This is a genomic window from Heyndrickxia sp. FW510-T9, from assembly GCF_058781025.1.
Window position 1 is genome coordinate 33,689 of sequence record NZ_JBYSWK010000001.1, and the last position, 22,661, is coordinate 56,349.

The following is a 22,661-nucleotide window of genomic DNA, read 5'->3' on the forward strand; positions in this document are numbered from 1 at the left end:
ATTGCCGTTTTGCTTTTGTACATATTATTAATCAATCCGAAAAGCTTTTACATTTTTAATAGGGTTTTCTTTATTGGAGCCATCTTCAAATAGGATGTGGATTGGCCCATCTTCATTTAATGGTTTACCATCTTTTGAAAAGGCTGCAATAAGATTATATGCATCTATAAGTGGAAAGGAGACATCTCCATCAGATGTTTCAATGACGAAAGTTCCGCCAAATGGCTCAGCATTCTTAATAAATGGTTCTAATTTTATTCCGAAAGTTCCAGTCAGTAATCTTTCTTTCAAGAACCTTTTTTCTGATTTTATAGTAGGCGGAGACACAGAACCTTCTTTGATTTCACGATCAAAGATTTTTCCTACTTGCTGTTTATAATTTTCCATTTCATCCACTTCAACTTTTTCAGAAGCAAAATATGTATTTAAATCTAGTTTACGGTCGTCAAATATCCATACACCTGCATCAAGTGTAATTGGAAATTTCACACTACCTTTAAATGGTATTATCATTTTTTTTCCTCCTTACTACACTAATAAAATTATACCTTTTTATAATCAAGTTGTCACATATAGTAACCCATGTGATAATAATGCGTTTTTAATATGGTTAACATGTTTAAATGGTTGATTTCAAGGGATTTAAAGTATTTCTTACTTGCATTTAGCTGGATTTCCTAGTAAAATTTTTAAATAGGATTGTCTATTGTAAGGATCGGGGGGATCAAGATGGCGTCTGATATTAAAGTAGATTACCGGGAAAAAGCATATAATCTTTTGAAGATAGATGCGGATAAAATATTGCGTTTAATTAAGGTTCAAATGGATAATTTGACGATGCCCCAATGTCCTTTATATGAAGAGGTATTGGATACACAAATGTTTGGCCTTTCCCGTGAAATAGATTTTGCAGTAAGATTAGGTTTAGTGGACGAAAAGGATGGCAAGGAAATGCTTGATTCTTTAGAGAGAGAACTTACTGCTCTACATGATGCGTTCACTAAAAAATAGGCATTTAAAAACTCAAACAAGTTTTACAATTTGTTTGAGTTTTTTTGATATTTGTATCGTTGTCCTAAAATAACAAAAATTACTATATATTTTGTGTTTTTAAGAAGGATATTCTTTCCTTTTACAGAATATTCTTTTGTAGACTAAAGGATTGGAAGGGTACTATGTTAAAAAAAATCATAAAGTCGTTTGACTACTCCATTATCACCGTGTACATACTGCTTTGCTTATTTGGATTAGTAATGGTTTATAGTGCTAGCATGGTAACTGCTATTAGATTAGGATATGAAAGTGATTTCTTTTATTTGAAACAATTAAAGAATCTGGTTCTATCATTAATAGCATTTGTTTTCACTGCCTTTTTGCCATACAAATTGTATAAATCGAATAAATTTTTGGGTGTAATAATGCTCGCATCCATCTTAGGTTTATTAGCCATATTTGCATTTGGGCATATTGTTAATAATGCAAATAGCTGGATAAAAATCGGTTCTAGCACGATACAACCATCGGAATTCGTTAAACTAAGTGTTATCGTATATTTGTCAGCTGTGTATTCGAAAAAACAAACATATATTGACCATTTTAATAAGGGGGTCGTCCCGCCACTAGCATTTCTTATCTTTGTTTGTTTTCTTATTGTCATTCAACCTGATACAGGAACGGCAGGAATAATCTTTTTAATAGGGATGACTATTATCATATGTTCGGGCATGAAGTTTAAAACTTTGATGAAACTATTTGCAGTAGGACTTCTCATTTTAGCCATTCTTTCTCCATTCGTAATATTAGAGAAAAATAAAATATTTACTCCTACAAAAATGGGACGAATCACTGGTTTTATAGATCCATTTAAATTAGCACAAAAAGAGGGACATCAGTTAGTAAATTCATACTTTGCTATTGGGTCAGGCGGGTTAAAAGGTCTGGGACTTGGCCAAAGTATTGAAAAGCTGGGATATCTTCCAGAACCCCAAACCGATTTTATTATAGCTGTTATTTCTGAGGAGTTGGGGATATTCGGTGTATCATTTGTAATTATTGGTTTAGCATTTTTAGTATTAAGAGGGATCTATATAGGATTAAAATGCCGTGATACCTTTGGAAGTTTATTGTGTATAGGTATATCCAGTATGATTGCCATTCAAACATTTATTAATCTGGGAGGCGCTGTGGGTCTAATTCCAATTACGGGAGTACCGCTTCCATTCATTAGCTATGGTGGTTCTTCGCTACTACTATTGTCCATATCGATAGGAATATTAGTAAATGTAGCAATGTTTATTAAATACGAGGAAAAATATAAAAAGAAGAAAGATCAAGCTATTAAAGAAAAACCAATTAAATATAAAACTTTTAATGCCAGATAATATCTATCTCTAAATCGATCTTGCAAAGGGGAGCGAAAAGGATGAAGAAAATTAAAAAAGTATTAGTGGCAAATCGTGGTGAAATTGCTATCCGTGTTTTCAGAGCTTGTACAGAATTAAACATCCGAACTGTAGCGATTTATTCTAAAGAGGATTTAGGTTCATTTCACCGCTATAAAGCGGACGAGGCTTATTTGGTAGGGGAAGGAAAAAAACCGATCGAGGCATATTTGGATATTGAAGGCATAATTGATATTGCAAAAAGAGCAAATGCAGATGCTATTCATCCAGGATATGGATTTCTTTCGGAAAATATCGATTTTGCTAGGCGATGTGAACAAGAAGGGATCATTTTTATTGGACCTAGAACAGTTCATTTAGATATGTTCGGAGATAAGGTAAAAGCAAAAGAGCAGGCTAAGCTAGCCGCAATCCCAGTTATTCCTGGAAGTGATGGTCCTGTCAAAGAAGTAGAGGATGTGAGTACATTCGCAAGTCTTCACGGTCTCCCTATCATCATTAAAGCATCTTTAGGTGGTGGCGGTCGTGGCATGAGAATTGTTAATCATTTACAAGAAGTAGAAGAAGCTTTTCTACGTGCAAAATCAGAGGCGAAGGCTGCGTTCGGGAATGATGAAGTATATGTTGAAAAGTTTGTGAAAAATCCAAAGCATATTGAAGTGCAAATACTTGGTGATAAGGAAGGAACAATCATTCATTTATTTGAACGTGATTGTTCCGTACAACGACGTCACCAAAAAGTTGTTGAAGTTGCACCATGTGTTTCCCTTTCTAAAGACTTACGGCAACGCATATGTGATGCAGCTGTTAGGCTGATGAAAAAAGTTCAATATGTGGGCGCAGGTACAGTTGAATTTTTGGTATCTGGAAATGATTTTTATTTCATTGAAGTGAACCCAAGAGTGCAAGTGGAACATACCATTACAGAAATGATCACCGGGGTTGATATTGTGCAATCCCAAATCATGATTGCTGAAGGACATTCTTTACACGGAGATATGGTTGGAATTCCGGAACAATCTGACCTGAAAATTAATGGTTTCGCTATACAATCACGTGTAACGACAGAGGATCCATTAAATAATTTTATGCCTGATACAGGAAAGATAATGGCGTATCGTTCCGGTGGTGGATTTGGTGTACGTCTAGATGCCGGAAATGGATTCCAAGGTGCTGAGATAACACCTCATTATGATTCACTACTTGTGAAGCTTTCGACATGGGGATTGTCATTTAATCAAGCAGCATCTAAAATGGTCAGAAATTTACAAGAGTTTAGAATTAGAGGGATTAAAACAAATATTCCGTTCCTTATAAATGTTGTAAAGCATGAAAAGTTTATCAATGGACAATATGATACATCCTTTATTGATACAACACCGGAATTATTTGCTTTTCCAATCAGTAAGGACCGTGGGACAAAAATGCTTACCTATATTGGTACAGTCACGATTAACGGCTTTCCAGGCATTGAAAAGAGAGAAAAGCCGCTCTTTCCAAAACCCCGTGTGCCTAAGTTCAGCTATTCGTCTACAACTCCATACGGAACGAAACAAATATTAGACGAAAAAGGACCTAATGGAGTATTGGAATGGATAAATTCTCAAAAACAAGTGCTATTAACCGATACTACATTTCGTGATGCACACCAGTCATTACTTGCAACTAGAGTAAGGACGCATGATCTTAAAAAAATCGCTGAGCCTACTTCAAAATTACTGCCAGAGCTATTTTCTTTAGAAATGTGGGGTGGAGCAACATTTGATGTAGCATATCGATTTCTGAAAGAGGATCCATGGGAACGTCTAACGGAACTTAGGGAGCGAATTCCTAATATTCTCTTTCAAATGCTTTTAAGAGCTTCAAATGCTGTAGGTTATAAAAATTATCCGGATAATGTGATTAAGGAATTTGTTATAGAGTCCGCTCATAAAGGTATCGATGTATTTCGAATTTTTGATAGCTTAAACTGGGTAAAAGGTATGGAAGTAGCGATAGATGCGGTAAGACAAACAGGCAAAATTGCTGAAGCATCTATTTGTTATACAGGTGATATCGGAAACCCTGCTCGTGGTAAGTATAGTATCCAATATTATAAAGATTTAGCGAAAGAACTGGAGCTTCAAGGTGCACATCTTTTAGGAATTAAAGATATGGCAGGATTATTAAAGCCACAAGCTGCCTACCGGTTAATATCCGAATTAAAAGATGTGGTCAACATTCCAATTCATCTTCACACTCATGATACAAGTGGAAATGGAATTTACACATATGCAAAGGCAATTGAGGCAGGTGTTGATATAGTAGATGTTGCATTAAGCCCAATGTCAGGCAATACATCACAGCCGAGTTTGAATTCTCTTTATTTTGCTCTTGAGGAAACAGAAAGGGTACCAAATATCGATATTAATAATGTCGAGTCTCTTTCACATTATTGGGAAGATGTTAGAAAATATTATCATGATTTTGAAAGTGGTATGAATGCTCCTCATACCGAGATTTATCAACACGAAATGCCTGGTGGCCAATATAGTAATCTACAGCAACAAGCGAAAGCTGTCGGTCTAGGAAATCGCTGGGAAGAAGTAAAAGAAATGTACGCACAAGTAAACTTAATGTTCGGCGATATAGTAAAGGTAACACCTTCTTCAAAAGTAGTAGGAGATATGGCATTATTCATGGTTCAAAATGATTTAACGGAAGAGGATATTATAAATAGAGGCTCGAAAATTGATTTTCCTGATTCTGTAGTGGAGCTTTTTGAAGGGTATCTCGGACAGCCATATGGAGGCTTTCCAGTTGGTCTGCAAAAAGCGATATTAAAAGAGAAGGAGCCCATAACTGTTAGACCAGGAGAATTACTTGAGAATGTAGATTTTGATGGTTTGAAAGATACATTAAAGAAAGAATGGAACAATAATGAAATATCCTCTTTAGATACAATTTCTTTTGCACTATACCCAAAAGTTTTTAAGGATTACATGAAAACAGTAGAGCAATATGGTAATGTTTCTGTTATTGATACACCAACTTTCTTTTATGGCATGAATATCGGCGAAGAAATTGAGGTCGAAATTGAAACAGGGAAAACTCTTATCGTTCAAATGCTTTCGATAGGTCAACCCCGTCCAGATGGAACGAGAATTATTTATTTTGAGCTAAACGGCCAGCCGCGCGAAGTCATTATCCGCGACGAAAGTTTAAAATCAACCATTGTTCAGAAAGTAAAAGCCGATCCTAAAAATGATGAGCATATTGGCGCAACAATGCCAGGAACTGTAATAAAGGTAATAGTGAATAAAGGCGATTTAATTAAGCAAGGTGAGCACCTCATGATCACAGAAGCAATGAAAATGGAAACTACTGTCCAAGCTCCGTTTTCTGGAATAGTTAAGGATATTTATGTTGATAATGGGGAATCTATTCAAACTGGGGATTTGTTAATCGAATTGCAGAAAGCATAGAAAAGTAGAAGTGCCGCAGCTCTAGCGTACGGATGAATGAAATTTGAAGTGTAATTTCACCTGAAGCTAGAAAGGATAAAAAAAGTGCAGACAACTGTCTGCACTTTTTTTACGTACTTTTATTCGCATGGTTATGATGTTTGATATAGTAATGGTTTCGGTTTACGAGTAATAGGAAATAACTCAAAAGACCAAATAAGCAGGAAATGAATAAGGCGTGTGCTAATTCAATATAAAGATTTCCTTTTGACATTATGATAGAAGCACCTGCAATAACTTGCAGCATAACTAGAATAAAAGCGATAATTGATCCCCAATAAATAACTGGATGTTGTTTATAATTTCGTATCGCCAAATACATAATATAGCCAATCCAAACAAAAATTAGTCCTGCAGCACAGCGATGTCCCATTTGGATCCATTGATGGATATTCGTGGGAAGCCATGATGAATCATTAGAACATAATGGCCAATCTAAACATGACATGCTTGAATTGGTGTGACGAACAAGCGCACCCGTATAAACAACGAGATAACTATAAATAGAAACACCAATAATATGAAATTGCATCTTTCGATCAATAAATAGTTTTGCGGCATTAAATTTTTGGTCAATTTCGAAGATTAGCAGTGTCAATAAAAGTACTGAGGCAAATGAAATTAATGAAATGCCAAAATGTAATGCTAGTACAAAGCTATTTTGTCCCCAAACAACGGCAGCAGCACCAATCAAAGCTTGCAGAATAAGAAAGAATAATGCCAATATTACTAGAAACTTTGTTTCTCTTTTATATCCGATTACTTTCCAAGACCATATTGACAAGATTAGTAACAGGATTCCAACACTACCAGAAACTAACCGATGTGCTAATTCAATGATGGTTTTCATTGTTAGTGGACTTGGGATGATTTCACCGTGGCACAGCGGCCATGATCTTCCGCATCCCATTGCGGAATCTGTCTTCGTCACTAATGCTCCTCCAATTAAAACAAATAGCATTCCGAGTGTTGTTATAACAGCCAGCCATTTTAATCCTCGATGCAATCTATTCACCTTCTTTTAAAGAAAATATATAAATTTATTGTTAGCCTTCTTTTTCAAATGATCGTATGAAGTACACTTACTGATAGTACATAAATAAGAAAAAAAAGACAACCGAAAATTTTGTTACAGCATATCGTTATGGGCCTCTGATGAATAAATTATCTGTTTCATAATGTATACAAAAAATGGATATAGTAACAATGAATGAAGATCAGTCACATTTCAGACATAATTAAATCAAAAAAAGTTCACAAAAATACTGGCAGTTATGATTTAATATGAAATTGGTGGCTTTTTTTGTGAACAATTGCAGATAAAAGTCTATTTATGAATGTTTTGTGGTAAACTTTAAATGTTGGTTTTTGGGGCAATTATTTCCACGTTGTTCCTATCGAAAAATGAACAATTAGCGACAATTTGAGGAAATATAGAAATTATATAAAATTTGTTTTATAGTAAATCTATATGTGTAATTAACAACATGAGGGGAGGGAAAAAAATGTCCAACAGTCGTGTAATTGCCAGTGTAGAAAATACAGAAATTCCAGAGACAACCATGATAAAAGATTTTTTATCATTAATAAAAATAGGCATCGTAAATTCAAATCTAATTACCACATTTACTGGATTGTGGTTAGCAATTGTTTTTACAGAAAAACATTTTTTTCAATCTCTTGATATCGTCTTTCTAGCATTAGTGGGATCAGGTCTTATCATCGCTGGATCATGTGCAATTAATAATTATATTGATCGTGATATTGACCAAATCATGCTTAGCAAAAGATCTAGACCTACTGTAACTGGTAAGGTTAGTGCCGGAAAAGTGTTAGCACTCGGACTAAGCTTTATCATTATTGGATTAATTCTATTATTTATGACTACGATTACTGCTGGTGTAATAGGTATAATTGGAGTTTTTAGTTATGTAGTTCTTTATACTATGTGGTCTAAACGTTTATTTGTAAGCAATACGATCATTGGTAGTATACCGGGAGCTGTGCCTCCTTTAATTGGTTGGGCTGCAGTAGATTCACATTTACATACAGTAGCCTGGATTTTATTTTTATTAATGTTTATTTGGCAACCACCACATTTTTACGCATTAGCGATGAAAAGATGTGAAGAATATAGAGCGGCGGGAATTCCAATGCTCCCAGTTGTAAAAGGATTTAAAACAACAAAAAATCATATCGTTGTATGGGTAGCCTGTTTACTACCACTTCCATTTTTCTTATTTTCATTAGGATTACCTTTTGTAATATTAGCAACCATCTTTAATATAGGCTGGTTTGCTCTAGGATTATATGGTTATAAAATGAAAGATGATTTAAAATGGGCGAAGCTTATGTTTGTATACTCGCTTAATTATTTAACTATATTATTTGTAGCAATGGTTATCCTAACACTTATTAAATAGGGAATTCTTTCTTGAAAGAGAAATCCAAATATATTTTTTGTCCTTGTAAACTTATAAGACATAATAGAAAGAGGGGTTTGAAAAGGCTATGAAACAATGGCTGCAAAAAGTGCGTCTAGTATCAGTATTTGCTTTATTGACGCTTGCACTTGCCGGTTGTGGTAAACCATACTTATCTACATTAGATCCAGCCGGTGAAGTAGCTCGTAAGCAATATAATCTAATGATATTGAGTACGAGTATAATGGTAGTAGTAATAGCAGTAGTCGTGGTTATTTATGTTACTGCAATAATTCGCTTCCGACGTAAAAAAGGAAAAGAAGATTATATTCCGAAACAGGTAGAAGGAAATCACGTATTAGAGATTATCTGGACTGTTATTCCTATTATTTTACTGCTAATTTTAGCGATTCCAGTTGTCGCAACCACTTTCAATTTGGGCGATACAAAAGCAATGGATATAAAAGATAAAAACGGAAATCACAAAGTACTTATTGTAAATGTTACTGCACATTTGTATTGGTGGGAATTTGAATATCCTGATCAGGGGATAAGCACAAGTCAAACTTTAGTGATGCCAGAAAATGAAAAAGTATATTTCAATGTTAAAGCAGCTGATGTAAAACACGCATTCTGGATTCCTTCTATCGGTGGGAAAATCGATGCGAACGTTGATAATGTAAATAAATTCTGGTTAGAAGTAGACAGTAAAAAGGCAAAACAAGCTAATAATTTATTCTATGGTAGATGTGCTGAGCTTTGCGGACCTTCCCACGGATTAATGGACTTTAAAGTGAAAACAATGTCCAAAGCAGATTTTTCAAGCTGGGTAGACAAAATGAAAGCTGATACAAATCCTACGCCTACTACAGCACTCGCAACAGATGGTGAAAATGTATTTAAAAAATCATGTGCTGGCTGTCATGCTGTAACGCCGAATGATAAAAGAAATATTGCACCTAACTTATCTACATTCGGTGAACGTGAGCGAATTGGCGGAATACTAGATCATAATGAAAAAAACTTAAAGAAATGGATTAAAAATCCACAAGCCTATAAACCAGGTAATAAAATGCCATCATTCGAGAAGCAATTATCTGATCAAGATTTGGATGCATTAGCAGCATACCTAATGGGCTTAAAAGTGGAGTAATTTTTAATAGTTTTTAGGCACATAAGGGAGGTTTAACAGTGACTACTAAAGCTCAAAAGAGAGGTTTTGGTGCTACCATTTGGGACTACTTAACAACAGTAGACCATAAAAAGATCGCCATTCTTTACTTGTTGGCAGGTGGGGTGTTCTTTTTAGTCGGTGGTATTGAAGCCTTGATGATTCGTATACAGCTTGCTATACCAGACAATAATTTTGTTAGTGCAGGACTTTATAATGAAGTTCTTACGATGCACGGAACTACAATGATTTTCTTAGCGGCAATGCCAATGGTTTTTGCTTTCATGAATGCCGTAATGCCTCTGCAAATCGGGGCGCGTGATGTTGCATTCCCATTTGTCAATTCATTAGGTTTTTGGCTCTTCTTTTTCGGTGGCCTATTCTTAAATTTATCATGGTTTTTAGGTGGAGCACCTGATGCTGGATGGACTTCTTATGCATCTTTATCCATCGATTCACCAGGTCATGGAATTGACTTTTATTCATTAGGTCTTCAGCTTTCAGGATTTGGTACGTTAATGGGGGGAATTAATTTCCTTGTAACAATCGTTAATATGCGTGCACCTGGTATGACTTATATGCGTATGCCAATGTTTACATGGACAACTTTTGTTACATCTGCATTAATTTTATTCGCATTCCCTCCACTTACTGTTGGATTGTTTTTAATGACATTTGACCGTATGTTTGGAGCACAATTTTTTGATGTTTCCGGCGGAGGAAATACGATTATTTGGGAGCATCTATTCTGGATTTTTGGACACCCAGAGGTTTATATTTTAATATTACCTGCATTCGGGATTTTCTCAGAAATAATTCCTGTATTCTCTCGAAAAAGACTTTTCGGATATTCATCGATGGTATTTGCAACAGTCTTAATCGGATTTTTAGGATTTATGGTATGGGCTCACCATATGTTTACGGTTGGTCTTGGTAACGTGGCAAATGCAATCTTTGCTGTTGCAACGATGACCATTGCAATCCCAACTGGTATGAAGATTTTCAACTGGCTATTAACAATGTGGGGCGGAAATATTAAATTTACATCCCCAATGCTATGGTCTGCAGCATTTATTCCATCTTTCCTAATGGGAGGAGTAACTGGAGTAATGTTAGCTGCTGCTCCAGCAGATTATCAATATCATGATACTTATTTCGTTGTTGCACACTTCCACTATGTAATTGTTGGTGGGGTAGTATTTGCGTTAATAGCAGGTACACAATTCTATTGGCCAAAAATGTTTGGAACGATGTTAAATGAAACGTTAGGAAAAATTACATTCTGGACTTTCTTAATAGGTTTCCATTTAACTTTCTTTATTCAACATTTTCTTGGATTATTGGGTATGACTCGCCGTGTTTGGACTTACTTGCCTAATCAAGGTTGGAATACCGCAAACCTTATTAGTTCAATTGGTGCAGCTTTCATGGCCATCGGTGTTATTGTTATGCTAATCAATATTGTGATTACAGTTGTTCAAAATAAACGGATTGGAAATGACCCATGGGGTGACGGACGTACTCTTGAATGGGCATTACCATCACCACCTCCATTCTACAATTTCAAGCAGCTGCCACTTGTTCGTGGTGTTGATACTTGGTGGATTGAGAAAATGGAAGGGAAGAAAGAATTAACACCAGCTGAGCCACTTGGTGATATACATATGCCTGATGCATCTATATTGCCAGTAGTTATCTCAGGCGGATTATTTATTGCTGCTTTCGGTGCTCTCTATCACGGGGATAAAGGCAATACTTGGGGTGTTCCAGTACTGATTCTTGGAATTGGTATCGCATTATTTGGTATGTTAATTCGCTCTGTGAAAGATTATCATGGATTCCATATTCATAAAGAAGAGCTATTGGAAGATGATAAAGATAAGGGGGTTAAGGCATAATGCATGTAGAAGAAAAATTCACGCCAAAAACTTGGCCTGAGTCGCCTGAAAAAGCAACCCTCGAAGGTAAGAATAAATTTCTAGGATTTTGGTTCTTCCTTGGTGGCGAAACAGTACTTTTTGCTTCACTTTTTGCTACTTATCTTGCCTTAAAAGATAAGGTGCCAGATCCTTCAATGGCACATGCTAAAGACCTTTTTGAATTACCATTATCGTTTTTAGCAACGATGCTACTTTTAACAAGTTCTATTACTAGTGTGTACGCAATGTATCACATGAAAAACTTTGCTTTTAAAAAGATGCAAGCTTGGTTACTAATTACAGTTCTATTAGGTGCAGGATTCCTTGGTACCGAAGTTTATGAATTTCATCATTATGTAACCGAATTTCATCATACATTTACAAGCAGTGCATTCGGTTCTGCATTTTATACATTAGTTGGATTCCATGGTGGTCACGTTGCCTTTGGTCTTCTCTGGATTCTTTCGCTAATGCTTCGAAATTCTGGACGTGGTTTAAACCTATATAATGCACCTAAGTTCTATGTTGCAAGTTTATACTGGCATTTCATCGACGTTGTATGGGTTTTCATTTTCACAGTCGTATACTTAATGGGAATGGTGGGATAAGACTATGACGAATGAACAAGTAAAAACTGGTAACCCTAGAGTTGATTATGACTACCGTCGTAGAAAAAGTGCTGAAGAAATGAGATATCAATTAATTTCCTTTGCGTTAATGATTTTCTTAACACTTATTGCATTTGGAGCTGTGTACTTTGATTTTTCAAAGTGGTTTACAATTCCAATCATCTTATTGCTTGCGATAGTACAAGTAATCTTTCAATTGTATTATTTCATGCATATGAGTCATAAAGGCCATGAAGCTCCACAATTGTTTATGTATTCCGGAGTTTTAGTTGGTTTCATTACCATCTTAACTTTTACTACTATTATTTGGTGGTAATGATAGAAAATCCAGTCAAATGACTGGATTTTTTATATCCTTTTAATATTTGTTGTCAATCTGTCAATAAGTACTTATAACATGCATTGAAGTCAGTAAGGAACAAAAGTATAATGAGATTTGAGCATTTGATTTAGTGAGGTGAAAATTGGTGGGAGCAATAAGTATTTTTGGCTTTCGAGCATTGTGGAGCCCGTACTTTTTATTAGCAATATTATTAGTGACTTGTCTGTATTTTTTAATCACAATTAAATGGAGGAAACGTTTTAAAGAGAGTCAGCCTTTGCAGGTAAAACAAGCGGTCTATTTTGTTATTTCTATGGTTTTATTATATGCTGTTAAAGGATCTCCGGTAGATTTGATGGGGCATATTATGTTTTCCATGCATATGATTCAAATGTCCTTTCTTGTGATGATCATTGCGCCATTATTCATTACAGGTATTCCAGTATGGTTATGGATTTCATTTTTAAATCTTCCAATAATCAAGCAAATCTTTCATATTTTCACTAAGCCAGTTCTGGCTGTGGTCTTATTTAATGTTTTCTTTTCTTTGTATCATTTACCAATCCTTTTCGATACGATTAAGAAAAGTGTGTTTATGCATGGACTTTATACATTATTCTTGTTTATCTTAGCTATATTCTTATGGTGGCCGATGATTAATAAAGTACCTGGTCAAAATCAGTTGGCTGGTGTGAAAAAAGTTGCCTATTTAATTACTAGTGCGATACTTTTAACTCCGGCTTGTGGTATGATTATTTTTGCAAACAATCCAATATATCTAACTTATTCGGATAGTTCTAGCTGGTTGCAAGCAATGTCGTTATGCGTTCCTGTGGATACTTTAGCAAATCTCCATTTAAGCGGCCCAGAGCTTTTTTCACCGCTGCCTGTTTTAGAAGATCAGCAATTAGGTGGAGTTATTATGAAAATTGTTCAAGAAATTGTTGATATCGTTGTCTTAGGAAAAATTCTTTCTGAATGGTTTAAAAAAGACAAAGAAGAAGCAGATAAGTTTACAGAAATGATGCTTGCAAATAAACCAGAACCAGTGAAGTAGTTTTTAAGAAGGTAATTTTTCCTTCTAATACATAGGCTAATATTTAAAAAAATTATTTTTGAGAGGTCGAAAAAATGTCATTACCTATTTTGCCAACAATAAGCACATCTTGTATTGTTATAAGTGCAATCTTTGTGGCTATCGGTTGGTCATTCATTAAAAAGAGAAAAATAGAAGCACATATGAAAATGATGGTAACAGCAGCTATTTTTGCCCTTACTTTTTTCATTATTTATGCTACTAGAACGATATTTATTGGGAATACTTCATTTGGAGGACCAGAAAGTATAAAGATTTTTTATACGATTTTTCTTATTTTCCATATAACATTAGCTACAGTTGGAGCTGTACTAGGGATTATCTCTTTGTGGACAGGATACAAAAAAAATTATCAGTTTCATCGTAAATTTGGTCCATTTACAAGTAATGTCTGGTTTTTTACAGCGATTACTGGTGTTTTAGTGTACTTATTATTATACGTTTTCTACCATGGAGGAGAAACAACCTCTGTGATTAAAGCAATTTTAGGCACATAAAAAAAGTTCAGGGAATCATCCCTGAACATCTTTTTTTATTCTGCAAATTCTGCTACTTCCTTTTTAATATCTGCAAGGAGATTTTCACATTGTTTCACTAAATGTGTTGGATACACTTCATCATCGCCATATTCAACGCCATGAGGATAATAATGTTTACCTAAAATCGGCACCATTAATTGAATAACTGCATCAAATGTATCAACATCTCCCTCTACAGCATATCCTTGAACTCGAAGATAATAAATGCCTTCTTTAATCTGTAATTTGCGATCATAGGATACACGTTCATAATCCCATTGTCCCGCACGTACCATACCATGTCTTTGCATAACATCATCTAATCGATTTAAGTCAACTTTAAATGTTTCCAAACCTGTATTTTCGAATCTCATTATTTTTACCTCCTATAGCAGTAAAGCATTCCTATTATTAAAATGCACAATTTGTCTCATGTTTAATAATAGTCCATAATTTACTAACTTGCAATGTATCAATTGTGAAATATAAGTAACAGGTAAAATGAATAAAGTTTTTATGGAAGGAAAAGTTATTATTGTAGGAATTCTTTAGTAGGAGGATATATTTTATGACACAAGTAAGGGATATAATGACGAAAGACGTGGAAACGTGCACACTTTTGGATAGCATATATGAAGTTGCATTAAAAATGCAAGAAGAAAATGTAGGAGCCATACCAATTGTAGATAATGAACGTCTAGTAGGAATGATTACTGACCGTGATATAGTACTGCGATGCGTGGCTGAAAAATATCCTGTTTCATCTAAAGTTGAAGAGATCATGAGTACAAATTTATTTACAATTAAACCTGAAACTACAACACAAGAAGCAGCGAGAATGATGGCCCAGCACCAAATCAGGAGACTTCCTGTCGTAGAAGATAATAAATTAATTGGTATCGTTGCGTTAGGAGATTTTGCAATTCGGGATTTAACAGATCATCAGGCTGGCGAAGCTTTATCACAAATATCTGAAACCTCAAATAATGAATTACACCATTAACCATATGTTAGTATAAAAACCTCTCATTACCTGAGAGGTTTTTTATTTCATATTTAACATTATTATTGTAAACTCCATTTAAATTCAATGATATAATGAAGTTATATAAGTATATTTTGCAGGTAAATATCAGCGATGAATGGAGGGACAAAACTGCGTACGATTGGTAAAGTATTAATCGTGTTAGTTATTATTTTTATAATAAGTTTATACTTTCATTTACGTCCAGAAAATGATAATAGTATATTGAATGGTGACAATAGCTCACATCAACCAGTATTGGATCAACAGAATATCCTGAAAAAAGAAGAAACAGTAAAAGGCTATAAGCGTCCTGAAAATGGTATTTCCACTTTAATAGGAAAGGAAACAAGCAGTCTCGTTAAAATGTATGGAAAACCCTCGAGAATTGATTCCTCTGCCTATGGCTATGAATGGTGGATTTATAATCAAGATGATAAAAAATATTTTCAGGCTGGAGTAGAAAACGGAAAAGTTGTAACTATTTTTGCTATTGGCAGTGCTCTTAATATTCAGCCTTTTAAAATCCAAGAAAAAATTGAAGACATCTATAAATCAATTTTATTAAATACAGAGATTCTTGTCGCTTATAATAAAAGTTATTATCGTTTTGAATTATCTGAAGAGGATTTAAATATTCGTCCATTAGTTAAATTAGGAAACATATTTGCGCAGCTTTCCTTAGATAAGTTCACAGGAACTTTATCAAGCATTAGATTTATGGACAAAGAAACACTTATCAAACAAAGACCTTATGAAATGGTTTATCGAGGAAATCTCATCAAGCCAGAGGATCCAGACGAAGCTCAGTGGAATGTAATAGAAAAAGGCAGTGCTCAACAAATATTTGACTTAACGAATATTATTCGTGAAAGGTTTAAGCTTAATAAGCTGGAATGGGATAATGATGTAGCCCAAGTTGCTTACCAACATAGTGAGGATATGTTTCAAGAACAATACTTTTCTCATGAATCTCCTAAATATGGGGACTTAGCTAAAAGATTAGAAACAGCCCATGTTTTTTATCAATTAGCTGGTGAAAACATTGCAGCACAATATTTGGACGGACCAGCAGCCGTAGAAGGTTGGCTTAATTCAGAAGGCCACAGGAAATCCCTACTTGAAAAGGACTTTACCCATCTAGGGGTCGGGGTTTATCAAAAATATTATACGCAAAACTTTATCGAGAAAAGTTGGAAGTAATAAGAGTCCGGGCGTAAAGCTCGGACTCTAAATTAAATATCCTTTTTAATGATGAAAAATGTACCTGTGCAATGCGCTATTTTTTTTCCTCCATCACAATATGCTGAGCCTTCTACAACCAATGTTTTTGTTCCTCTATGGATTACCTTAGCGGTTGTCTCCATAGTCTCTCCCTTTCCAGGAGCAATATAATGAATCGCTAAGTTTGATGTAACCGCTCCATAACCAGCTGGCAATATTGAGTTTGCCAAAGTCCCCATTACAGTATCTAAAACGGTAGCTGTTATCCCTCCATGGATAATCCCTAGTGAATTATCGGTTAAAGCATTAATAGGGAGTAAAATTTTGTATTCATTATCGGATGGAAGCTTGCTCATATTTAGAATGGCACTAATATAAGAATCATTAAGTTTTAGTTTCTTTCTTCTAACCCCTGATAAGAGCTGGTGTATAACATTAAGCTCCTCTTCGGTTGCATCCTCTATACATAGTTCAAATAAATCCTTTACTTCAGTTTTATTCATTTTGCTATTCCCTCATGTTCATAAGTTTCAACTCCTCCCATAATAGCAAAAAAAATCTTATGTGAAAACTTTTTCACCTTTTCTATGCATTTATCATAATTTATATTAAAAATGGCTCAATCTTTAAGAGGTGAATTAATATGGCTGAAAAAATACTTCACCCTTCCGTTGAAAAATTTAAGTCGTTTGTAAAGGAACATCCGGGACTTATTAAAGAAGTTCGCAAGGGTGAACATACTTGGCAGGATTTATTTGAAGATTGGTATTTACTTGGTGAGGATGATCCAAGTTGGGAAACATATCAAGATGAGAATTCGAAACAAACGACAACAAATACAAAAAAAACTACTAAATCAGAAAAAGGTTGGATGAATCAAATAGGTAATGTGTTGCAAAAAATGGATCCTGAACAAATGGACCATCATATTGATAATTTAAGTAAAGCGATTGCTGCTGTTCAAGGTGTTTTAGCACAATTTCAAAGCCCTACTTCCAGTACAACACAAAACACAACTCCTGAAGTAAAAAACCCATTTTCCTTCCGAAAAGATTAAGAATGGAGAGTTTTTATGCGATTAGAAGTTATTGATTATATTCGTTCAAATAATGATTTAATGCAATTTATTCGTGAACAGCCTATTTGGTATAGAACGTTAAGTAGACATCCAGAAGAATTGGAGCGCTTAGAAATAACATCGCTACATTATTATAAACGGACAATTCCGCATCGCATGGAAAAGTTCACTAATGGGGTACAAATGGCCTCGATGATGATGAATATGGTTCAAGCAATGTATACACAAGGTTAAAAAGCACATTTTTTAATGTGTTTTTTGTTTTTTTTGAGTAAAAATCATTGTTTTGAAGAATGATAAAACAAAGGAGTGATGAGTATGAAGAAAGTAATCGGTTTAGCCTTAATTTTTATAATTTTAAGCGGATGCAGACAAAATATACCGAACCCAGAAATGATTAAAGTCAAAGCATCCTCCGGAAATCCTGTGAGCCAAGCGAATAAAGAAGCTACTATACGTCATTTTGTGCGAGGAAATGATTTATTCGTCGAATGCTTTGTCCCTTATGTTTCGTTTTCAGGATTAAATAAAGGCCAACCAGCGAAAATTAAAGTGTATGTCGATGGTGAGTTAAAGGCTGAATATAATACGGCAGCATTTATTTTAAAAGATCTAAATAGTGGCATTCATTATATAAAAGTAGATATTGTAAAACCAAATAATAAAAGTCTTGGGTTAAGCAAGAAGTTTTACATAACAATATAAAAACTTAAATAAAATTCGCTTGCCTACTTAAAACATGATAAAATAAATGTTGGAGGTGAGCTTTTTGCTTGCAACTATTGAAAGATTAGAAGTAGTGGCTGAGGCGGAAAATTTAGCAAAAATGATTTTGCAGTCTGATGCTGCTTTAAAATATAAAAAATCATATTTTAAATTAAATAATGATCCTGAGACGCAAAGAAAGATTAAAGAATTTGTGCGGATGAAGGATTTATTTGAAGATGTACAAAGATTTGGAAGATATCATCCAGATTATAAAAACATAAATCAAAAAACTCGTGAAGCAAAGAGGGAAATGGATTTAGACGAAAATGTAGCACAGTTTCGTCAAGCGGAAAATGTGCTTCAACAAATATTAGATGAAATTAGTGTGCTAGTTGGAAATTCTGTTTCCAAACATATTAAAGTTCCATCTGGGAATCCATTCTTTGATTCAGGGTCTTCGTGTTCAGGTGGCTGTGGATCTGGCGGAAGCTGCGGCTGTTCTGCGTAGTATAATGTTTATTATTTAATTGCATAATCTTTAAAGGGATACCTAGGTATTCCTTTTATTTTATGGTTTGTATGTGTTGTTTATTGCTTAATTGTAAAAATATATGGTAAACTAATGAGAATTAAAATAAGGGGAATTAGGACATGCGCTCAGATAGACAAGGACTAATTATTTGGTTAAATAATTTAAAGCATGCCAAATCACTTAGGAGATTTGGAAATATTCACTATATATCAAAAAAATTGAAATATGTTGTTTTATATTGTGATCGTGAAGAAATTGAAATCTTAGTAGAAAAGTTTGAAGCATTGCCATTTGTCCGCAAAGTGGAGCAATCATACAAACCATTTTTGAATACGGAATTTGAGAATTCCAAACCGGATAAAGCAAAAGAATATGATTATAAAGTGGGGATATAAACAACAGGTGAAAATCTTTTCATCTGTTGTTTATTTTTTATTAACGCTGTTTTCGTAATAATTGTTGTTTTACGTCATTTGTTATAATTCCTAAGTGGGCTTGGTTTCGGGGCATCTTTTCTTACCAGTTTATTCATTTTTACCCCAAATAACGATGTTAACATAGATCTAGTATATAAAAGCAACAAAGTTAAAGAAATGAGCCTTATTTAAAGAGGTTTAATGAAATGATTCATTCTTAATATTCCAATTAAATATTGATAATATAATTCTTTTTCTGCAAAAAGAGTGGAAGGCTTAATATCAAATTCGATAATTTTTTTGTTCATTTGTTCTGCTAATTCTTGAAATAGATCGTATCTTTTATTAGGATAATGGTTTGGATTTGGGATTCCTTCTCTACACATATATAAAGCTTGGAAGTCTCCAGGATTTGTTGGTTGGAAAATTACAACGAATGATGTTACTTCCTTGCCTTTTACTGTTGTATGTAATGCCAATAGATGTGTTAACCGATGTTCGTTCCCTTTTGCTAATTCTATTAATTCATATATATCCGAGTACCCTTCACCAAGTTCAATAAATCGTTGAATCATTTTGTTTCCACACTCCAAACGTTCTTTCTTTTATCTAATCAATATTTACATATAGCAAACAAGCTCCTTATTAATGTATCATTGAATTATGAAAAAGAGAAGGTTTCAAAAATAGATAATGTGTAATTAGAAAAAAGAGGTAAGAGAATGCGGCAAAAAGGAAAATGGAAATTAGCTGTTTTTGTTCTATTAGCAGTATTAATTAGTGTGATATTTTTTCAATGGAGAAGTTTTTCATCTGAACAAAATAAAAAAATGGAAAAAGCTAATGCTGAGTTTTCCATAAAACATCAAAATGATCATTTTATAATACAACAAACCATCCATCATTTGTCACCGCGTACTTATGAGCTGATATGGCCAAAAGATATAAAAAATTTAAAGTGTTCCAGTAGTTCCGGTAAAACATGTACATGGATAAATGCAAATAAATCAAAAATTAAACTAGGCAGCAGTAATGTGACCTTTACCTATACGCTCAATAGAAAAGCAAATAAGGATTTTTTTGTCTTAAACGATTGGTTTTTACAATTGAAAAATGTGCCATTAAATTCAATAAAAATCCAACTATCAGATAGTGATTTCCAAAATGGTACTTGGATAGCAGGTGGGAATAGAGTTGCCATTAAACACATGGATTTTATTGATTACTATGTTTTTGAGACAAAAACCGATATCCCCGCATTACTTTGGAATAATAAAAAACTTGTAAAATCAAAGATAAATAACTGGCTAACTATTTATAATGATGGATCAACAAAAATACCAGTTCTGCCATATGAGAAAATAAATGTATTTCAAGAGCATCCACCAATATATATTTTTTTAACATCTGATTATACATCTAGGCAAATTGGATCAATTATCGTGTTAAATGTGAAGGACGTTCCAAAGTTTGAACCTATGCTTGTACAATCGTTTTTGGATAAAAAATTCCATTTTGAAAGTAATGAAGAATTGTTAAGGGATATTATTGCATCAGCTGTTATGGAAAAACCATTAGGGTCCAAAAAATCTCAAGAATTGTATGATCAATTAGTGAAAGTCTTTAGCCAAAATGATTTGGATAAATGGACAAATGACATAATAAGTTTGAAAAAAGATAAGATTAATGATAAAGATTTAGATTTACTAATCCAAAAAATCACCGGATTACGAACAAATTTTTTTCAAGAAAATAATAATGAAAAAAGCTTAATCAAATCACTTCAGTTGTTTGACCCACATATAGTAAAAATAAATGGCCAAGTTATAAACATGAATATCATTTTAAATCATGGAAAGAGGATGTACCCTCTTGAAAAAACTATGTCGGCACTTGGGTATAAAGTAAAAACATCAAATAACGGTACTATTCTTCAGATTGATAAAATTAAGCATCATTTTCAATTCACTTTAAATAGTCATATATTTTATTACAATAACGAAAAATATGGAGTTCTAACCTATCCGATTTTTACACAAAATAATAAAAATTATATTGAGGAAAATTGGTTAAAACAACTATTTAAAATGAACATACAAATTTATGATAAAGAGATAGAGCTTTTCAATTAATAAACGATTTAAAAAAAGCGCTAGCAGATGGCTACTTGCGCAAGAGAGAGACCAAACTTGTAAAAAAATTCATATGATTTATTTAAAAATAAAAAACCCTGCAGCAATCCTGCAGGGTCCTTCTATATCCTATGTAAAGGACAGAAGGCAAAGGGAGAGGAGAAACCGGAGGAAGAACTTATGGGGAAACGTAAGTCTTCTCCGCGGTTGGCAACAACATCTAAAATGATGTTGCTAATAAAAGTATGACCATCAACGTTGATTTTATACATCAATTTAAAATCCCTTTTTGAATAAAAATGTGAAATATTGGATGCGAAATTAATCTTTTTATAGGCATCTTTAATAGTCTAAATGTAGTCATGAAATGCATTCGATTTTTTGCTTTTCCATCCACCTTGCATTATGGTAGGATAAATAGGGAAAAAATATAAAAAATTATTGTGGTGAATATAATGAGAGTTATTTCAGGAAGCCAAAAAGGAAAAAGTTTAAAGTCAGTTCCTGGCAACCAAACGAGACCAACAACAGACAAAGTAAAAGAAGCGATTTTTAATATGATAGGTCCTTATTTCGAAGGTGGAATTGGATTAGATTTGTTTGCAGGTAGTGGGGGTCTTGGATTAGAAGGATTGAGTCGGGGATTGGATAGAGTAATATTTGTCGATCGTGATATTCAGGCATTTCAAACACTAAAAGCAAATATTAAAATATGTGGCTACGAAGAACAAAGCGAGGTTTTCAGAAACGATTCCGAGCGAGCATTAAAGGCATTAATGAAGAGAAACAAATCTTTTGATGTTATCTTTCTAGACCCTCCATATAAAAAGCAAAAGCTGGTTGATTTACTTCAAATGTTAAGTAATGCGAACATGCTTAATGAAAACGGTTCCGTCGTCTGTGAACATAGCTCTGATTTAGAATTGCCAAATTTAATTGGTGATTTCACATTAATCAAAACAGCTAAATATGGAATTATTGGTCTTTCAATATTTCAATTAGATACAAATAAGGGAGAGGAAATGGAATGACAAGTATTGCAGTTTGTCCCGGGAGCTTTGACCCTATTACAAATGGTCATTTAGATATCATTAAAAGAGGTGCAAGGGTCTTTGACAAGGTTTATGTAGTCATCTTAAATAATTCATCTAAAAACCCGCTTTTCTCTGTCGAGGAAAGAAGTCAATTAATAGGGGAAGTGACGAAAAGCATTCCGAATGTAATTGTCGATACATTTCAAGGTCTGCTTGTCGATTATGCATCAAGTGTAAATGCAAATGCTATTATCCGAGGTTTACGTGCCGTTTCTGATTTTGAATATGAGATGCAAATTACATCGATGAACAGAGTACTCAATGAGAAAATTGAAACTTTTTTCATTATGACAAACAATCAATACTCATTCCTAAGTTCTAGCATAGTAAAAGAAGCGGCAAAATATAACGGAAATATTTCGGATTTAGTTCCAAAGGAAGTGGAAAAAGCGCTTCGCTTAAAGTATACATAAAAAAATAAGAACTGCTGCACATATATCCCATGTGCAGCAGTTCTTTTTACAAATCAA

The 22,661-nt window shown here is 34.0% G+C and carries 25 protein-coding genes; 20 read left to right on the plus strand and 5 right to left on the minus strand.

Going from position 1 to position 22,661, the window contains the following annotated elements:
* Positions 1-27: 27 nt before the first annotated feature.
* Positions 28-513, minus strand: a complete 486-nt coding sequence (locus AC3WJF_RS00170) for a peptidyl-prolyl cis-trans isomerase (protein WP_492448989.1) — start codon at positions 511-513, stop codon at positions 28-30.
* 216 nt (positions 514-729) lie between these two features.
* On the opposite strand from AC3WJF_RS00170, the gene AC3WJF_RS00175 reads away from it, so the two are divergent.
* The 3 genes from AC3WJF_RS00175 to pyc all read left to right on the plus strand — a co-directional run bounded on the left by AC3WJF_RS00175 (position 730) and on the right by pyc (position 5,866).
* On the plus strand, positions 730-1,011 hold the full coding sequence (locus tag AC3WJF_RS00175) for an Fpa/YlaN family protein (RefSeq protein WP_213092761.1): 282 nt from the start codon (positions 730-732) through the stop codon (positions 1,009-1,011).
* Positions 1,012-1,175: 164 nt separating this feature from the next.
* Positions 1,176-2,381 carry an FtsW/RodA/SpoVE family cell cycle protein gene (locus AC3WJF_RS00180; RefSeq protein WP_492448990.1) on the plus strand — a complete coding sequence of 402 codons (1,206 nt, stop codon included), beginning with the start codon at positions 1,176-1,178 and terminating at the stop codon, positions 2,379-2,381.
* A 41-nt stretch (positions 2,382-2,422) separates the two neighbouring features.
* Positions 2,423-5,866: a pyruvate carboxylase gene (gene pyc, locus AC3WJF_RS00185; protein ID WP_492448991.1), complete on the plus strand. Its 3,444-nt coding sequence runs from the start codon at positions 2,423-2,425 to the stop codon at positions 5,864-5,866.
* Between the two features lie 109 nt (positions 5,867-5,975).
* On the opposite strand, the gene AC3WJF_RS00190 is transcribed toward pyc, so the two are convergent.
* On the minus strand, positions 5,976-6,911 hold the full coding sequence (locus AC3WJF_RS00190; protein ID WP_492448992.1) for a COX15/CtaA family protein: 936 nt from the start codon (positions 6,909-6,911) through the stop codon (positions 5,976-5,978).
* Positions 6,912-7,410: 499 nt separating this feature from the next.
* Here AC3WJF_RS00190 and cyoE point away from each other — a divergent pair, with 499 nt between their 5' ends.
* From cyoE to AC3WJF_RS00225, 7 genes are all read left to right on the plus strand, one after another.
* A complete protein-coding gene (gene cyoE, locus AC3WJF_RS00195; protein WP_492448994.1) occupies positions 7,411-8,328 on the plus strand; it encodes a heme o synthase in 918 nt (305 codons plus the stop codon).
* An 88-nt stretch (positions 8,329-8,416) separates the two neighbouring features.
* Positions 8,417-9,481, plus strand: a complete 1,065-nt coding sequence (gene coxB / locus AC3WJF_RS00200; RefSeq protein ID WP_492448995.1) for a cytochrome c oxidase subunit II — start codon at positions 8,417-8,419, stop codon at positions 9,479-9,481.
* A 38-nt stretch (positions 9,482-9,519) separates the two neighbouring features.
* Positions 9,520-11,397 carry a cytochrome c oxidase subunit I gene (gene ctaD, locus AC3WJF_RS00205; protein ID WP_492448996.1) on the plus strand — a complete coding sequence of 626 codons (1,878 nt, stop codon included), beginning with the start codon at positions 9,520-9,522 and terminating at the stop codon, positions 11,395-11,397.
* Complete coding sequence (locus tag AC3WJF_RS00210; protein WP_492448998.1) at positions 11,397-12,026, plus strand: cytochrome (ubi)quinol oxidase subunit III; 630 nt, start codon at positions 11,397-11,399, stop codon at positions 12,024-12,026. Before ctaD ends, AC3WJF_RS00210 begins: the two co-directional genes overlap by 1 nt.
* Positions 12,027-12,030: 4 nt before the next feature.
* Positions 12,031-12,363, plus strand: coding sequence for a cytochrome c oxidase subunit IVB (gene ctaF, locus AC3WJF_RS00215; protein ID WP_492449000.1), 333 nt, complete (start codon positions 12,031-12,033; stop codon positions 12,361-12,363).
* A gap of 151 nt (positions 12,364-12,514) precedes the next feature.
* Positions 12,515-13,426 carry a cytochrome c oxidase assembly factor CtaG gene (ctaG, locus tag AC3WJF_RS00220; protein ID WP_492449283.1) on the plus strand — a complete coding sequence of 304 codons (912 nt, stop codon included), beginning with the start codon at positions 12,515-12,517 and terminating at the stop codon, positions 13,424-13,426.
* 74 nt (positions 13,427-13,500) lie between these two features.
* A complete protein-coding gene (locus tag AC3WJF_RS00225; protein ID WP_492449001.1) occupies positions 13,501-13,962 on the plus strand; it encodes a DUF420 domain-containing protein in 462 nt (153 codons plus the stop codon).
* A gap of 35 nt (positions 13,963-13,997) precedes the next feature.
* On the opposite strand, the gene AC3WJF_RS00230 is transcribed toward AC3WJF_RS00225, so the two are convergent.
* Positions 13,998-14,357, minus strand: a complete 360-nt coding sequence (locus tag AC3WJF_RS00230; RefSeq protein WP_492449003.1) for a YugN family protein — start codon at positions 14,355-14,357, stop codon at positions 13,998-14,000.
* Between the two features lie 194 nt (positions 14,358-14,551).
* Here AC3WJF_RS00230 and AC3WJF_RS00235 point away from each other — a divergent pair, with 194 nt between their 5' ends.
* On the plus strand, positions 14,552-14,986 hold the full coding sequence (locus tag AC3WJF_RS00235) for a CBS domain-containing protein (protein WP_492449004.1): 435 nt from the start codon (positions 14,552-14,554) through the stop codon (positions 14,984-14,986).
* A 153-nt stretch (positions 14,987-15,139) separates the two neighbouring features.
* Entirely contained in the window at positions 15,140-16,210 is a 1,071-nt protein-coding gene (locus AC3WJF_RS00240) for a CAP domain-containing protein (protein WP_492449284.1), read from the plus strand.
* 32 nt (positions 16,211-16,242) lie between these two features.
* On the opposite strand, the gene AC3WJF_RS00245 is transcribed toward AC3WJF_RS00240, so the two are convergent.
* Complete coding sequence (locus tag AC3WJF_RS00245) at positions 16,243-16,734, minus strand: PaaI family thioesterase (RefSeq protein WP_492449006.1); 492 nt, start codon at positions 16,732-16,734, stop codon at positions 16,243-16,245.
* A 140-nt stretch (positions 16,735-16,874) separates the two neighbouring features.
* Between AC3WJF_RS00245 and AC3WJF_RS00250 the strand changes: the two genes are divergently transcribed.
* The 5 genes from AC3WJF_RS00250 (at position 16,875) to AC3WJF_RS00270 (ending at position 18,944) form a co-directional block, all read left to right on the plus strand.
* Positions 16,875-17,288 carry a YlbD family protein gene (locus AC3WJF_RS00250; RefSeq protein WP_492449007.1) on the plus strand — a complete coding sequence of 138 codons (414 nt, stop codon included), beginning with the start codon at positions 16,875-16,877 and terminating at the stop codon, positions 17,286-17,288.
* 15 nt (positions 17,289-17,303) lie between these two features.
* Complete coding sequence (locus AC3WJF_RS00255) at positions 17,304-17,543, plus strand: YlbE-like family protein (RefSeq protein ID WP_492449009.1); 240 nt, start codon at positions 17,304-17,306, stop codon at positions 17,541-17,543.
* 84 nt (positions 17,544-17,627) lie between these two features.
* Positions 17,628-18,014, plus strand: coding sequence for a hypothetical protein (locus AC3WJF_RS00260; RefSeq protein WP_492449011.1), 387 nt, complete (start codon positions 17,628-17,630; stop codon positions 18,012-18,014).
* A gap of 64 nt (positions 18,015-18,078) precedes the next feature.
* Entirely contained in the window at positions 18,079-18,525 is a 447-nt protein-coding gene (locus AC3WJF_RS00265; protein ID WP_492449013.1) for a YlbF/YmcA family competence regulator, read from the plus strand.
* Positions 18,526-18,668: 143 nt separating this feature from the next.
* The gene (locus AC3WJF_RS00270) at positions 18,669-18,944 is read left to right on the plus strand and encodes a YlbG family protein (RefSeq protein ID WP_492449014.1); all 276 of its coding nucleotides are present in this window, start codon (positions 18,669-18,671) and stop codon (positions 18,942-18,944) included.
* A 209-nt stretch (positions 18,945-19,153) separates the two neighbouring features.
* Here the strand turns inward: AC3WJF_RS00270 and AC3WJF_RS00275 are convergent, their stop codons facing one another.
* On the minus strand, positions 19,154-19,540 hold the full coding sequence (locus tag AC3WJF_RS00275) for a DUF7147 family protein (protein ID WP_492449016.1): 387 nt from the start codon (positions 19,538-19,540) through the stop codon (positions 19,154-19,156).
* Positions 19,541-19,687: 147 nt separating this feature from the next.
* Between AC3WJF_RS00275 and AC3WJF_RS00280 the strand changes: the two genes are divergently transcribed.
* From AC3WJF_RS00280 to coaD, 3 genes are all read left to right on the plus strand, one after another.
* Positions 19,688-21,097 (plus strand): stalk domain-containing protein, encoded by a 1,410-nt coding sequence (locus tag AC3WJF_RS00280; RefSeq protein ID WP_492449018.1) that lies wholly within the window; start codon positions 19,688-19,690, stop codon positions 21,095-21,097.
* A 455-nt stretch (positions 21,098-21,552) separates the two neighbouring features.
* Positions 21,553-22,128 (plus strand): 16S rRNA (guanine(966)-N(2))-methyltransferase RsmD, encoded by a 576-nt coding sequence (gene rsmD, locus AC3WJF_RS00285; protein ID WP_492449019.1) that lies wholly within the window; start codon positions 21,553-21,555, stop codon positions 22,126-22,128.
* Complete coding sequence (gene coaD / locus AC3WJF_RS00290; protein WP_492449021.1) at positions 22,125-22,604, plus strand: pantetheine-phosphate adenylyltransferase; 480 nt, start codon at positions 22,125-22,127, stop codon at positions 22,602-22,604. Before rsmD ends, coaD begins: the two co-directional genes overlap by 4 nt.
* Positions 22,605-22,661: the final 57 nt, after the last annotated feature.

What these genes read in the sequence shown, in the direction of transcription:
- AC3WJF_RS00270 (WP_492449014.1), top strand. Translation starts at nt 18,669, where the DNA reads ATGCGCTCAGATAGACAAGGACTAATTATTTGGTTAAATAATTTAAAG.
- cyoE (WP_492448994.1), top strand. Translation starts at nt 7,411, where the DNA reads ATGTCCAACAGTCGTGTAATTGCCAGTGTAGAAAATACAGAAATTCCA.
- AC3WJF_RS00170 (WP_492448989.1), bottom strand. Translation starts at nt 513, where the DNA reads ATGATAATACCATTTAAAGGTAGTGTGAAATTTCCAATTACACTTGAT.
- coxB (WP_492448995.1), top strand. Translation starts at nt 8,417, where the DNA reads ATGAAACAATGGCTGCAAAAAGTGCGTCTAGTATCAGTATTTGCTTTA.
- AC3WJF_RS00210 (WP_492448998.1), top strand. Translation starts at nt 11,397, where the DNA reads ATGCATGTAGAAGAAAAATTCACGCCAAAAACTTGGCCTGAGTCGCCT.
- AC3WJF_RS00260 (WP_492449011.1), top strand. Translation starts at nt 17,628, where the DNA reads ATGAAGAAAGTAATCGGTTTAGCCTTAATTTTTATAATTTTAAGCGGA.
- AC3WJF_RS00180 (WP_492448990.1), top strand. Translation starts at nt 1,176, where the DNA reads ATGTTAAAAAAAATCATAAAGTCGTTTGACTACTCCATTATCACCGTG.
- AC3WJF_RS00230 (WP_492449003.1), bottom strand. Translation starts at nt 14,357, where the DNA reads ATGAGATTCGAAAATACAGGTTTGGAAACATTTAAAGTTGACTTAAAT.
- ctaF (WP_492449000.1), top strand. Translation starts at nt 12,031, where the DNA reads ATGACGAATGAACAAGTAAAAACTGGTAACCCTAGAGTTGATTATGAC.
- AC3WJF_RS00235 (WP_492449004.1), top strand. Translation starts at nt 14,552, where the DNA reads ATGACACAAGTAAGGGATATAATGACGAAAGACGTGGAAACGTGCACA.
- AC3WJF_RS00255 (WP_492449009.1), top strand. Translation starts at nt 17,304, where the DNA reads ATGCGATTAGAAGTTATTGATTATATTCGTTCAAATAATGATTTAATG.
- AC3WJF_RS00280 (WP_492449018.1), top strand. Translation starts at nt 19,688, where the DNA reads ATGCGGCAAAAAGGAAAATGGAAATTAGCTGTTTTTGTTCTATTAGCA.
- pyc (WP_492448991.1), top strand. Translation starts at nt 2,423, where the DNA reads ATGAAGAAAATTAAAAAAGTATTAGTGGCAAATCGTGGTGAAATTGCT.
- AC3WJF_RS00275 (WP_492449016.1), bottom strand. Translation starts at nt 19,540, where the DNA reads ATGATTCAACGATTTATTGAACTTGGTGAAGGGTACTCGGATATATAT.
- rsmD (WP_492449019.1), top strand. Translation starts at nt 21,553, where the DNA reads ATGAGAGTTATTTCAGGAAGCCAAAAAGGAAAAAGTTTAAAGTCAGTT.
- AC3WJF_RS00225 (WP_492449001.1), top strand. Translation starts at nt 13,501, where the DNA reads ATGTCATTACCTATTTTGCCAACAATAAGCACATCTTGTATTGTTATA.
- AC3WJF_RS00245 (WP_492449006.1), bottom strand. Translation starts at nt 16,734, where the DNA reads ATGAATAAAACTGAAGTAAAGGATTTATTTGAACTATGTATAGAGGAT.
- coaD (WP_492449021.1), top strand. Translation starts at nt 22,125, where the DNA reads ATGACAAGTATTGCAGTTTGTCCCGGGAGCTTTGACCCTATTACAAAT.
- AC3WJF_RS00175 (WP_213092761.1), top strand. Translation starts at nt 730, where the DNA reads ATGGCGTCTGATATTAAAGTAGATTACCGGGAAAAAGCATATAATCTT.
- AC3WJF_RS00250 (WP_492449007.1), top strand. Translation starts at nt 16,875, where the DNA reads ATGGCTGAAAAAATACTTCACCCTTCCGTTGAAAAATTTAAGTCGTTT.